Source organism: Enterobacter sp. 301B (assembly GCF_003850715.1).
In the GTDB taxonomy this organism is placed as follows: Bacteria; Pseudomonadota; Gammaproteobacteria; order Enterobacterales; family Enterobacteriaceae; genus Enterobacter; species Enterobacter intestinihominis.
In genome coordinates this window covers 37,955-50,398 of the sequence record NZ_PQTC01000017.1, presented here as the reverse complement: position 1 = coordinate 50,398, position 12,444 = coordinate 37,955, and the positions used below count along the sequence as shown (strand labels likewise).

The window sequence follows — 12,444 nt, the reverse complement described above, 5'->3', positions numbered from 1 at the left end:
AAATGCGCGTATTTTTTGCAATGCTGGTGCTGGTGGGTTTTGCTGTAGGAGCCGCAGAGCCAACGCAGACGTTTACTGACGACCTGAACCGCAAAGTGGTGGTGCCGGTTAACCCGAAGCGGATTGTGTCCCTGCACGACCTGGATATCACCATTCCGCTGATCGAGTTTGGCGTACCGCCGGTTGCCAGCCATGGCCGTACCCGACCGGACGGCAGCCATTTTCTGCGCTCCAGCGGCATGCTGACGGGCATCGATTTTGATAATTCCGACATCACATTCATCGGCACCGCCGATATCGATATTGAAGCCATCGCCGCGGCGAAGCCGGATCTTATCATCACCGAGCCGACCCGCAACACGCCGGTCGAACAGCTGGAAAAAATTGCCCCGACGGTGAGTATCGATCACCTCGACGGCGGCGCGCCGGAGATCTACCGCAAGCTGGCGCAGCTTACCGGGACAGAGGCGCGGCTGAAGATTCTGGAGCGTCGCTATCAGGAGCAGATCGAGGCGCTAAAGGCGACCATCGATACGAGCAAACTGACCGTCTCGGTGATTCAGGCCAATCAGGGCAAAATCAACGCCATGCACAGCTACCACTCGCTTGGGCGCGTGCTGCGCGACGCAGGGTTCAGGTTCCCGCCGCTGATTGAGAGCATCCCGGAGGGCGGGCGCATCGACGTCAGCGCCGAGCGTCTGCCGGAGCTGGATGCTGACTTTGTCTTTGCAACCTGGCGCGGGGACACCGGCGGAAAACCGCAGGACGAGCTGGCGGCGATGGATGCGGTGATGCCGGGCTGGTGTCAGTTTCTCAACGCCTGCCGAACCGGGCATTACGTGCTCATCTCCCGCGAGGAAGCGATCTCAAATTCATTTGCCTCGCTGGGGCTGATGGCCGCGCAGGTGCAGTCGCAGATAGCGGGCCGTCCGCTGCCGGAGGCCGCTCGATGATCCGAAAAATTGATGTCTACGGCGACCGCCTCCGCTCGCGGGCGCACCAGCTGACGCCGCGCCTGCTGCAGGTGGCGAGCTATATCAATGAAAATCGTGAAGCGGTTATGGAGCAGACGGCAATGGAGATTGCCGCTGTGCTACACACCTCGGACGCCACCGTGGTGCGTGCCATTCAGGCGCTTGGGTTTGGCGGGCTGCGGGATCTCAAGCAGACCCTGGAGCAGTGGTTTGGCCCGGTGGTCTCCTCCAGCGAGAAGATGTCCACGACGGTAAACACGCTTACCAGCGACGTCGACGCGAGCATCGATTTTGTGCTGGAAGGCCATCAACACACCTGCGCGGTGTTGTCCGAACCGGGCAACCGCTACGCGATGGCGCAGGCGGTGTCGCTGCTGGCGCAGGCGAGACAGGTCGCTATTTTTGGCATTGGCGCATCCGGCATTCTGGCTGAGTACACCTCGCGACTGTTTAGCCGTATAGGCCTGCCTGCGATCCCGCTCAACCGCACCGGTATTGGCCTCGCCGAACAGCTGATTGCCCTACAGCGCGGTGACGTGCTGGTAATGATGGCGCAAAAATCCGCGCACCGGGAGGGACAGACCACGCTGCGCGAAGCGAAGCGCCTGGGTATTCCCACCATTTTGCTGACCAACGCCACGGACTCGCGCTTTAGCAAAGAGGCAAGCGTAGTGATCCACGTCCCGCGCGGCGGCGAGAAGGGCAAAATCCCGCTGCACGGCACGGTGCTGCTGTGCCTGGAGATGATTATTCTGTCCGTCGCCTCCACCGAGCCGCAGCGCACCATCAAGTCGATGAAGCGCATCAACGAGTTACACCGCGGATTAAAGCCGGGCAAGAAGAGCGGTTGATTTTCCCCCTCTCCCCGTGGGCTGAGGGATCCCCAGTAATTTTTTTATGCAGAAGCAATAAAGTTGCTTTCTAAATGACTGAGGACTGTCAGCGATGCCCTGGTCCGGCTGTAAATCGCTGAGGCGTTTGCCTTCCGGCCGGGGCGAGGCGCAGGGATGCGCCGAGAGGGCGGCTTTACAGGGACGTTGCCTCCGCCCGTACCCGATAAGCCGGAAGGAATGAGCCGAGGGCACCGCGAAGCGGCGATTTACCGCCGGGAGCCCGGGTCGCCAGGGTGGTGGCGACTGAGCCACCCTGGCACGTTCACCGGTCATGTCGTTACAGAGTAGCAAGGAACATAAAGTGAACGGAATGACCACCACCGCCGTATGTTCCCCTCACCCTAACCCTCTCCCCGGAGGGGCGAGGGGATTGCTCAGTGCTCGCATTAATTTGTGGGGAACCCTCAGCCCCGTGGGTGAGGGCGTCAAACCGCACGATGGTTCTTCCTGTACTGCAGCGGCGTCTCGCCAATTCCTTTTTTAAACGCGCTGATAAACCACGTCACGTCGGAAAAACCCGCCTGTGCGGCAATGTCACGCACGCTCGAATCAGTGTGGAGTAAACACTCACACGCCTTACGCAACCTTAGCGTATTCAGGTAGTCGTGAATTTTTTCGCCCGTTTCCGCATGGAATTTTCGCGATACATAGCTGCGGGATTTTCCCAGCTCATTGGCCAGCGCATCCAGACGAAATTTCTCCTGATAATGCTCGTCGAGCCAAAACATCACCTGGCTGGCGATCCCCTGGGTGTTTCCCGGCTCGCCGTCGCGATCGTCGGGCAGCATCGCGAACAGGCCTATCAGCAGGCTGGCGATGCTCTCGCCGTTCATCGGCGGTTTATAGCAGCTAAACAGATGGTCGATATGGTGATGGAAGTGGGCTAAATCGGCGACCCACGCTTCGCCGCCACGGCGTGACAGCCGCTCCAGACGCTGCCGGGTCTGGGGAAAATCCCGCAGGATCTTCAGCACCGCGTGCTGGTCGAGATGAATAATGGTGCGGCGGTAAATTGCCTCCGCCTGTTCGTCCACCATGACCTTGTGCAGCGTAAAAGGCGGGAAGAAAAACAGCCGTCCGGGGCGCATGGTGTAGTGACGATTATCGACAATCGCCACGCCAAAGCCCTCTTCCACATAGAGGATCTCCAGACACTGGTGCCAGTGATGGTAGCGCACGGTATTGGCAAACAGGCGGCTGAACGAGGCCACGGTATCGTTCAGGGCGATCAGTTCCAGAAGATCGGATGTCGGCGTGTCGCGCATAGTGCAATAAAACTCAACTTTTTCCCGTCTGACCGTCTTTATAAACCACCTTTTTAAATTTTCTCAACTGGAGGTTTATTCATCGTTCATGCCTGTGACACGGCTAACATTTCTGCCCCTTGCGGATTCACTATGCTTTGCCGCAGTTGATTACGAGGGCGAACCGATGTGGGCGGCAAACAAAGAAAAATCAAATCCGTTGTCTTCACGCCAGGAGGTAGTGGCGTCGTTGAATGCACTTTTACAGGCGCTGGATACGCAATTTCCGGCGAACCGTTCACGATTCTCGCTGGGTGATACCTGCGCCCATTACACAGCGGATATTGCGCAGATGGAGGGACTTTCCCGCGCGCTGTGGGGGCTGTTTCCGCTGATGGCATCCGGCGAAAGCACGCCGTTCAGCGAGAAGTACCTTACTGCCATTAAGCTTGGTACCGACCCGCAAAGCACCGGCTACTGGGGTGAAACCGGCCCGTACGATCAGCGTCTGGTAGAGATGGCGGCCTACGGTCTGGGGCTCGCTCTGCTGGGAGATAAACTCACCGCGCACTTTACCGGGCGCGAGGTGATGAACCTGCACGCGTGGCTCAACCAAATCACCGACGCGCAGATGCCAGACAGCAACTGGAACTATTTTGCCATTATGGTCCAGCTCGGCTTTAAGCGCGCCGGCCTGCCGTACGATCAGGCCGCCATTGACCACCGCTTTGCGCTGATGGACGCCTACTATCTCGGCGACGGCTGGTACTCCGACGGTCCCGGCCGCCCGAAAGACTATTACATCTCCATGGCTTTCCATTTTTACGGCCTGATTTACGCCACCCTGAGTGACGACGAGGCGAGGGCGAAGGTGCTGCGCGAGCGCTCGCGTCTGTTCGCGGAAGACTTTATCTACTGGTCCGCCGCCGATGGTGCCTCGGTGCCGTTTGGCCGCAGCCTGACCTACCGCTTTGCCATGGTTGCCTTCTGGAGCGCGGTGGCTTTTTCTCAGCTGGACGTCTTCACCCCGGGTATCGTGAAGGGCATTGTGCTGCGGCATCTGCGCTGGTGGCAGCAGCAGTCGATTGTCGATCGCGACGGTATTCTTACCCTGGGGTTTGCGTATCCGAACCTGGCGATGTGCGAGGATTACAACTCCCCCGGTTCACCGTACTGGGCGCTGAAAACCTACCTGATCCTGGCGCTGCCGGAGGCGCATCCGTTCTGGCAGGCCGACGAGCAGCCGCTGCCCGCGCTTGCTGAAAAACATGTGATCCCGCATGCGCAGCAGATCCTGATGCATTCGAAAGCTTCGCAGCACGTCGTCATGCTCACCGCTGGTCAGCTGGAGCTGAATAACTACGTCAACACCGAAGCGAAATACACCAAATTTGCCTACTCCAGCCGCTTCGGATTCACCATTGAGCGCGGGCGTTTTGGCCTGAAGCATACCGCCTGCGATTCCATGCTGCTGCTGGCGGACGAAGATGACTATTTCCGCGGTCGTCGCGAGTGCGAAGAGGTTCGGGTGGATGAACATTACATTTTCTCGCGCTGGTCGCCGTGGCGCGACGTGCAGATTGCGACCTGGCAGATCCCGTTCGGGGAGTGGCACCTGCGCCTGCACCGCATCAACAGCGCGCGCACTCTGCAAACCGTCGAGGGCGGCTTTGCGGTGATGAAAACCGCCCACCAGGTGCGCGATCGCGGTTGTTATCTGATGGCTGAAAACGGCAGCAGCGTCATTGTCGATCTTTCGCCGGTCATTCACCGCCAGCCAGACAGCATCGTCACGCCGCCGAACAGCAGCATTATGTTTGCGGAGTGCGCTTCCATTCCGTTGTTAAAGGCCGACCTCCCGCAAGGGGAAAGCTGGCTCTGTTGCGCCGTTCTGGCTGGCGGAAAACAGCCCGTTGCGGCGACGCCGCAGCTGAATATAACCCATAGCCGGGTCGTCATTAGCGAACCCGGAAGCGAACGTAAGCTGTCGTTCACATTATAAAAATCTGGCCCTACACGTCGGCGAGGATGATATGAAAAGCACATCGACAACTAACAGAACTGAATATTACAAAATCAGTAGCTTTATCTTTCTCTATTTCTTTACCTGGTCTGCCAGTATTGGACTGCTGGCGATCTGGCTTGGCCAGAAAGCCAATCTCAGCGGCTCGGTGATTGGAACCGTTTTTGCGGTGAACGGGATATTCTCCGTTATTCTTAAACCGATCTACGGCTATATTCTCGATAAGATCGGCATGAGCAAATACCTGCTCTATTTTGTGGTGATCATGTCGGCCCTGATGGCGCCGTTCTTTATTTACGTATACCAGCCACTGTTAATGTCTAATACCCTGCTGGGGATTATTATCGGCGCGCTCTATTTAAGCTTTGCCTGGTACGCGGGTGTGGCGGCGTGCGAATCGTATTCCGACCGCTTTAGCCGTTTGAACGGCATGGAATTCGGGCAAATTCGCATGTGGGGTTCGCTCGGCTGGGCGGTGGCATCGTCCTTCTCCGGCCTGCTGTTTAACCTCTCACCGGCGTATAACTTTATCCTCGGCAGCGTGGCGTCGGTGGTGATGCTGATCGTCCTGCTGAGCCTGAAAGTGAACACTAACTCCATTCACGCGGGCGAGGTGCTGACGAAAGAGAAAATCGCCCCGTCAGACGTTTACGCCCTGCTGCGAAACCGCAAATTCTGGGCCTTCTGCCTGTACGTGGCGGGCGTGGCGTGGATGATGTTTATCGCCGAGCAGCAGTTCTCGCGCTATTTCGTCACCTTCTTCGATGATATTCATGAGGGCAACGCGGTATTCGGTTATCTCGGGACCGTGCAGTCGGGCATGGAATTTGTCATGTATATGGTGGTCCCGCTGTTTGTGAACTTTATTGGCGCCAAACGCGGGCTATTAATTGTCGGGCTGGTGGTCGGGGCGCGTCTGATTATTTCCGGCATGTGTGATTCTCACCTGTTAATTTCAGTGCTTAAGCCGCTGTACGGTCTGGAAATTTGTCTCCTGCTGGTGTCGGTATTTAAATATATCGCCGAGCATTTCGACAAGCGCGTCAATGCCACCATGTATTTACTCGGCTATCAGGCAATGCTCTACGTTGGCAACGTGGTGGTCTCTTCCCCTGCCGGGTATATGTATGACCGTATTGGCTTTGAGCACACCTATATCATCATGGGCGCAACGGCGCTGACCTTTACCCTTATTTCTGCTTTTACGTTATCCGCCTGTCAGAGCAAATGGCGCGGGGCTCGTGCGCTGAACGTAGCAGAAACGTCAACACGATAAATTACGCCGTCAAAGAAGGAACCGAAATATGTTAAGTCGTATCAAAGAAGAACGTCTGCCTGTTATCGCTGCGCCCGTTGACTCCCGCGCATTCAGCGATGAACTGAATTCGGCGCGCAGCCACGTTCTGGACCTGATTAGCCGTCATTTAACGGAGTTCGGCGACAAATTCCCGGCGGAAACCTGCCAGAACGGTTTTTATCCGCTGACTGACAACGTGGAGTGGACCACCAGCTTCTGGACCGGGCAGCTATGGCTGGCATGGGAGATGAGCGGCGAGGAAAAATTCCGCGCGATGGCGGAAAAACACGTGCGCTCGTTTGGCCTGCGCATCGCCGGGCGCAACGACACCAACACCCACGATTTAGGCTTCCTCTACACGCTCTCCTGCGTAGCCGCGTGGCGGCTGACCGGAAACCGCGAGGCGCGCGGCTTCTCGCTGCTGGCGGCGGAAGCTCTGCTGGAACGCTTCCACGAGAAGGCGAAGATCATCCAGGCGTGGGGCGATCTCTCCGATCCGGACCAGGCCGGGCGGATGATCATCGACTGCAACATGAACCTGCCGCTGCTCTACTGGGCAACGGAGCAGACGGGCGATCCGCGTTTTGCCGACGCCGCAAAAGCGCACGTCATGCAGGCGGCGACGTACCTCATTCGTGACGATGCCTCCACCTTCCACACCTACTATATGGATGTGACAACCGGCGCACCGCGCTACGGCAACACCCAGCAGGGCTACGCCGACGACTCCTGCTGGTCACGCGGGCAGGCGTGGGGAATTTACGGCTTCCTGCTGAGCTATATCTATACCGGCGACGAGACGATGATCGCCCTGTCAAAACGGCTGGCGAACTACTTCCTCAATCGCCTGCCCGACGACTACGTCTGCCACTGGGATCTGGCGCTGGTGGGCACCGACGCGCTGCGTGATTCTTCCTCGGCGGCGATTGCGGTATGTGGGCTGCTGGAGCTGGTGAAACACCTGCCGGTCACGGATCCGGATCGCGAGCGCTATATGGAATGGGCTAAAGGCATTATGTCGTCACTGACGAAACACTATCTGATGGGGAGAGAAGAAAAGGGCAACGGGCTGCTTAAACACTCGGTTTACCACCTCGGGAGCAACAAAGGCGTGGATGAGTGCGCAAGCTGGGGAGATTACTTCTACGTTGAGGCGCTGGTGCGTTTCACCCGGAGCTGGAAACTGTACTGGTAACTGGCCGGGGGATTACCATCCAAGCACGTCTTTAATGACGCGCCGGTAGGGCGTATCAAGCTGGGCAGGCACGCGGCAAATATAGTCCTGCGCATGGCTACGGGTCTCTCCGCTGAGGCCGTCGAGATAAGCGATGGCTTCGTCCACGGCAGGAACCCTGCCTTCCTGTGACGCGCTTCTCGGCGGGAGCCCGGTCCAGATGATCGCTTCAATACCTTTCTCCCTGGCCCATGTTGTCAGGATACCCGTGTCGCGTCCGGTGATTAGCAGCGAGCCAATGCCATCGCAGCGATCCTCGGGAATGGCTTCGCGCTCACGCAAAGCGCGGCAGGCCACGCTCAACGTTGTGGCCTCCAGCCATGCCCAAAGCACCGGCACGGCAGGGGCATTCATACAGATGGCGGTCGCCAGTTCACCGCCATCGCTGACCCGACAGAACTCGACGGGCAAAGAAGGCCCGTCGGTCTGCCACTCACCGGCTACCGGTAACGCGCCGCTTTTCCAGATTAACGAACCCCAGCCAAGACAAGCTATTTTCATTCTGTTCCTCTGCGCGACGTGAACCGACTGTTTTAGACGTTATGCTTTAGGAATACGCAGCGTCTGGCCGGGATAGATTTTATCGGGGCTGGAGAGCATAGGGCGGTTAGCCTCAAAAATCTTGTTGTACTGGTTAGCATCGCCGTACACGGTTTTAGAGATCGCGCTCAGGGTATCGCCGGATTTCACCGTATAGTAAGTAGCTTCATCTTTGGCATCTGTCGCGGTGATGTTGTTCTCCACCTCGCTGACGCCTGCGATGTTGCCGACGGCGACCTGGATTTTTTCTTTCTGCTCCTGCGTCAGCCCGTCGCCCGTCACGCTGGCTTTGCCGTCGGTGACGTCAACCTGAACCTTATCGGAACCGGGAATGTTGAGTTTCTTGAGGTGCTCGGTGATTTTATCGCTCTGACCCTTATGATCGGTCAGATTGTCCCACAGCTTTTCGCCTGCTTCTTTTACGAAATTAAAAAGACCCATTCCATCCTCCTGTTTAACATGAAGTCAGAATAAGCATAGCAGTTGAGTGTTAAGGTGATAAAAAAAGCCCGGTGGCGTTAACGCTTACCGGGCCTGGGAGGGAAGTTGTAGGCCGGGTAAACGCAGTGCCACCCGGCAAATTTCACAGAACTTAAACCCCTTGCTCCAGAATACGGATATGGGTTTCCAGAACGTCCCCTTTCACCGCGTCGCTCCACGCTTTCATATGCGCGGTCTGCAAATGCGCTTCAAGGTGCGCGACGGTTTCCCACTGCTCAACCATGATGATCGAGTCTGGCGCGGTCGCCTGGAAGCTTGCGCTGGTGGCGGCGTCCACCATTGGCGCGTAGCCGTGGCAGCCTTCTTCTTTCAGTACGGTCGGGATGATCTTTGCGAACTCATCCAGCACCGCCTGGCGGTGATGTTGGCCAGGACGCGTACGGATTTCAGCAATAACGGTAAGCATAATTAACTCCTTCTAATTCCAGGCTACCAGTTAAGCAAAAATTTCCGCGAGATGCTTGCGATATTCTGCGATATAGCGTGGGACGTCCGGCATTTTAATTACGTCATTGACGATAAAGGTCGGCAGCGGCTCCATAGCCAGGAACTGATTCGCCTTGTGGAATGGCAGATACGCGCCGTCTACGCCTACGCCTTCAAAGAACTGATCTTGCTCGGTGAACGCTTCAAGCGGGGCATTCCAGGTCAGGGAGAGCATGTATTTCTTGCCCTGCAACAGGCCGCCGGAACCGTATTTTTTAGACGCGTCTGAGCGGGTGCGGCCGTCGCTGGCATACAGCGAACCGTGACCTTCGGTAAACACATCGTCCATGTATTTTTTCACGGTCCACGGTGCGCCCATCCACCAGCCCGGCATCTGCCAGATAACCACGTCGGCCCACAGGAAGTTCTGCACTTCGGCCTTCACGTCGTAATCGCTGTCCGCGTGCACAACCTTAACATCATGTCCGGCGTCGCGCAGGAAACCATCCGCGACCTCGGTCAGGGTGTCATTGAGCTGGCCTTTAGAGTGCGCAAATTCTTTCGCGCCGTTGATAATCAGAATGTTGCTCATTATTTGTCCTCGATGCTGAGAGTATGCCAGGTATTCTACGCGCGAGGACGGAGCGGAAAAATAAGCAAAATGTGCAAAGTCTTTTGCGCTCAGCGCAATAATGGCTACCAGCTGACGGTCACCTCAAAGCCCCCTTCAGGCGCATTGCCCAGCGAGACGCGCATCTCGTATAACGCCGCGATGCGCTTCACGATAGACAACCCCAGACCGCTGCCGGTGGCGTCCTGGCCCGGTGGACGATAAAAGCGCTCGCCGAGACGCGCCAGCGCATCGGTTGAAATGCCCGGGCCGTTGTCGCGCACGGTAAAGCTTTGGGTGTTCAGCGTCACGTCCACCACGCTGCCGCGCGGGCTGTAACGAACGGCGTTGTCCAGCAGGTTACGCGCCAGCAGGCTCAGCAATAGCGGCTGTCCGTGACGCATCACCTCGGGCGCGTTGACGTTGAGCCGAATATCAATGCCCGCCTGCTGCGCCGGATGCCAGATATCCAGCACCGCGGATTGCAGCAAATCGGCCATCATCACGGGTTCGACGTCATCAAGATTATCCAGTGAATCCAGGCGCGACAGGGTGAGAAGCTGATCCACCAGCCGGGAGGCGCGGTCGATGCCCGCATGCAATTGCCCCAGCGCTTTAGACTGCGCCTCGGGATCGTCAAGGGAAAGCTGCGCCACGTCGGTTTGCACCTTCAGCGCGGCAAGCGGGCTGCGCAACTCATGAGCGGCATCCGAGGTGAAGCGGCGCTCGCGGGCCATCATCTCCTGCGTACGGGCGAAAAGATGGTTAAGCGCATCAAGCAGCGGGCGAACCTCCGTCGGCACGCCGTGGGTGGGCAGCGTATCGGTCGCATCCGGCGAGCGTGAACGCAGGGTCTGCGCCAGGTTTTTCAGCGGTTTCAGTTCCCGGCTCAGCAGGACAATCAGCAACAGAAGCATTACGGGCAGCGCCACCAGCCACGGCGTCAACTGCGAGCTGACCACGTCCAGCGCCATATCTTGTCGGTACTCCCACTCCTGGCCAACCACCACGCGGTATTTCCCGTCCGGGGAGGTCAGCCACAGGAAACGCCATTCGTCGTTGTCATCCTGCAACCGACCGTCATCAAATCCGTCCCGGCGGTAGTGATAAGGTATGTCGCGCCCGTTCTCACCGTCGTTAAGCACCATGCTGCCGTCTGCGGTGAAGATTGCGAAGGCCAGCGCATCGTCGTCAAGATGGCCGTGTTTGGCTTTTTTCGGCACCTCGCGCATGCGTTCCGGGGCGCGGAGTTCGTCCACGTCCATCGTCAGCAGCCGTTTGGCAAACAGCATCTGCTGGGTATCGAACAGCTTATCGAGCTTGTCGGTCGTCTGGTGCCAGGCCACCACGCTTGCGGCAAACCAGGCCGCCAGGGACAGCAGCAAAAAGAGGAGCGTCAGGCGCAGCTTTAGGCTCAGGCGTTGGGTCAGTTTCATGCGTCACCCAGGGTATAACCGATGCCGTGCACGGTGCGGATAAATTCGCTGCCGAGCTTGCGGCGTAAATGATGAACGTGGACTTCGACGGCGTTGCTGGAGACGTCATCATCCCAGTTGTAGAGTTTCTCTTCGATGGCCTTGCGCGGCAGCACGCGGCCCGCGTTGCGCATCAGCAGTTCCAGCAGGGCGAACTCTTTGGGTTTGAGCACCAGCGTTTCGCCCTCCAGCGTGGCGACGAGACTTGCCGGATCGAGCGTGACCTTGCCGTGACGCAGCTCGCTGCGCGCCTGCCCGTGGCTGCGGCGCACCAGCGCTTCGAGGCGGGCTGCCACTTCAATCAGCGCGAACGGCTTACACAGGTAATCATCCGCCCCCAGGCGTAACCCTTCGACGCGCTGATTCAGCGCATCCCGCGCGGTGAGGATCAGCACCGGTTCGCTCTTACCGCTTTCGCGCCAGGCGCGCAGGATCTCAAGCCCGTCGATTTCCGGCAGCGTCAGGTCCAGCACCACGGCATCGTACGGCGCGGTGTACAGGGCCGCCTGCCCGGTTTTACCGTCGGTAAACCAGTCCACGTTAAAGCCCATTTTGCTTAAGCCCGCTTTGATGCCATCGCCGATGAGCTTGTCGTCTTCTACCAGTAAAATGCGCATATTTCCTCCTTGATGCCGTCAGTAAACCTTCTGCAAGCGCCTGCTGTACAGTAAAAATAAATAAATTTTCCCCTTAAGAAGTTGTTAAGGTTTACCCTGTTTAATGGATTGTGAAACGACATTAAAGGGAGAGATTAAGATGAAAAAATACGCTGCAATTGCTGCCATCATGATGATGACCACTGCCCCTGTTTTTGCTGCACAGGGTGGCTTCTCTGGCCCATCTGCGACACAGACCCAGACGCAAACCCAGCAGGGTGGCTTTGTCGATAATAACGCCAACCTCACTACCGCGGCTAAAGTCAAAGATATGAAGGACGACAGCTGGGTGAAGCTGCGCGGTAATATTACCGAGCGCCTGTCCGATGACCGTTACACCTTCCGCGATGAAAGCGGCACGGTGGTGGTGGAGATCGACCACAAGCGCTGGAACGGCGTGACGGTGACGCCACAGGATAAAGTCGAACTCCAGGGTAAAATCGATAAAGACTGGAACGAGTTTGAAATCGACGTGAAGCAGGTTATCAAGCTGAACAAATAACCCGGAAAGGGCCGCTTATGCGGCCCTTTTTCTTTGTGACTCAACTCGCCAGATGAGGTAGTATCTGCG

At 57.5% G+C, this 12,444-nt stretch carries 13 protein-coding genes; 6 read left to right on the top strand and 7 right to left on the bottom strand.

Features of this window, described 5'->3' with window-relative positions; genetic code table 11:
• Nucleotides 1-2: 2 nt before the first annotated feature.
• Together C3451_RS17780 and C3451_RS17775 are read left to right on the top strand one after the other, a co-directional pair.
• Entirely contained in the window at nucleotides 3-953 is a 951-nt protein-coding gene (locus tag C3451_RS17780; RefSeq protein WP_045623391.1) for an iron-siderophore ABC transporter substrate-binding protein, read from the top strand.
• Nucleotides 950-1,825 (top strand): MurR/RpiR family transcriptional regulator, encoded by an 876-nt coding sequence (locus tag C3451_RS17775; RefSeq protein WP_045623392.1) that lies wholly within the window; start codon nucleotides 950-952, stop codon nucleotides 1,823-1,825. Before C3451_RS17780 ends, C3451_RS17775 begins: the two co-directional genes overlap by 4 nt.
• 467 nt (nucleotides 1,826-2,292) lie before the next feature.
• Here C3451_RS17775 and C3451_RS17770 read toward each other — a convergent pair whose 3' ends face one another.
• A complete protein-coding gene (locus tag C3451_RS17770; RefSeq protein WP_045622720.1) occupies nucleotides 2,293-3,132 on the bottom strand; it encodes an AraC family transcriptional regulator in 840 nt (279 codons plus the stop codon).
• A gap of 166 nt (nucleotides 3,133-3,298) precedes the next feature.
• On the opposite strand from C3451_RS17770, the gene C3451_RS17765 reads away from it, so the two are divergent.
• From C3451_RS17765 to C3451_RS17755, 3 genes are read left to right on the top strand one after another with little or no spacing between them, the layout of a single operon-like run.
• On the top strand, nucleotides 3,299-5,113 hold the full coding sequence (locus C3451_RS17765) for a DUF2264 domain-containing protein (protein WP_045622722.1): 1,815 nt from the start codon (nucleotides 3,299-3,301) through the stop codon (nucleotides 5,111-5,113).
• Nucleotides 5,114-5,144: 31 nt separating this feature from the next.
• On the top strand, nucleotides 5,145-6,410 hold the full coding sequence (locus C3451_RS17760) for an oligosaccharide MFS transporter (RefSeq protein ID WP_022649415.1): 1,266 nt from the start codon (nucleotides 5,145-5,147) through the stop codon (nucleotides 6,408-6,410).
• 28 nt (nucleotides 6,411-6,438) lie between these two features.
• Nucleotides 6,439-7,626 (top strand): glycoside hydrolase family 88 protein, encoded by a 1,188-nt coding sequence (locus C3451_RS17755; RefSeq protein WP_045622724.1) that lies wholly within the window; start codon nucleotides 6,439-6,441, stop codon nucleotides 7,624-7,626.
• Nucleotides 7,627-7,638: 12 nt separating this feature from the next.
• Here C3451_RS17755 and C3451_RS17750 read toward each other — a convergent pair whose 3' ends face one another.
• The 6 genes from C3451_RS17750 to qseB all read right to left on the bottom strand — a co-directional run bounded on the left by C3451_RS17750 (nucleotide 7,639) and on the right by qseB (nucleotide 11,834).
• Complete coding sequence (locus C3451_RS17750) at nucleotides 7,639-8,166, bottom strand: hypothetical protein (protein WP_022649413.1); 528 nt, start codon at nucleotides 8,164-8,166, stop codon at nucleotides 7,639-7,641.
• Between the two features lie 39 nt (nucleotides 8,167-8,205).
• Nucleotides 8,206-8,646: a peptidoglycan-binding protein LysM gene (lysM, locus tag C3451_RS17745; protein ID WP_022649412.1), complete on the bottom strand. Its 441-nt coding sequence runs from the start codon at nucleotides 8,644-8,646 to the stop codon at nucleotides 8,206-8,208.
• 151 nt (nucleotides 8,647-8,797) lie between these two features.
• Entirely contained in the window at nucleotides 8,798-9,112 is a 315-nt protein-coding gene (locus C3451_RS17740; protein WP_003862506.1) for a putative quinol monooxygenase, read from the bottom strand.
• Nucleotides 9,113-9,142: 30 nt separating this feature from the next.
• Nucleotides 9,143-9,724, bottom strand: a complete 582-nt coding sequence (locus C3451_RS17735; protein ID WP_063139271.1) for an NAD(P)H-dependent oxidoreductase — start codon at nucleotides 9,722-9,724, stop codon at nucleotides 9,143-9,145.
• 104 nt (nucleotides 9,725-9,828) lie between these two features.
• A complete protein-coding gene (gene qseC / locus C3451_RS17730; RefSeq protein WP_045622726.1) occupies nucleotides 9,829-11,178 on the bottom strand; it encodes a quorum sensing histidine kinase QseC in 1,350 nt (449 codons plus the stop codon).
• Nucleotides 11,175-11,834, bottom strand: a complete 660-nt coding sequence (qseB, locus tag C3451_RS17725) for a quorum sensing response regulator transcription factor QseB (protein WP_022649409.1) — start codon at nucleotides 11,832-11,834, stop codon at nucleotides 11,175-11,177. Before qseB ends, qseC begins: the two co-directional genes overlap by 4 nt.
• A gap of 139 nt (nucleotides 11,835-11,973) precedes the next feature.
• Between qseB and C3451_RS17720 the strand changes: the two genes are divergently transcribed.
• Complete coding sequence (locus C3451_RS17720) at nucleotides 11,974-12,375, top strand: NirD/YgiW/YdeI family stress tolerance protein (protein WP_022649408.1); 402 nt, start codon at nucleotides 11,974-11,976, stop codon at nucleotides 12,373-12,375.
• The last annotated feature ends 69 nt before the right edge of the window (nucleotides 12,376-12,444 follow it).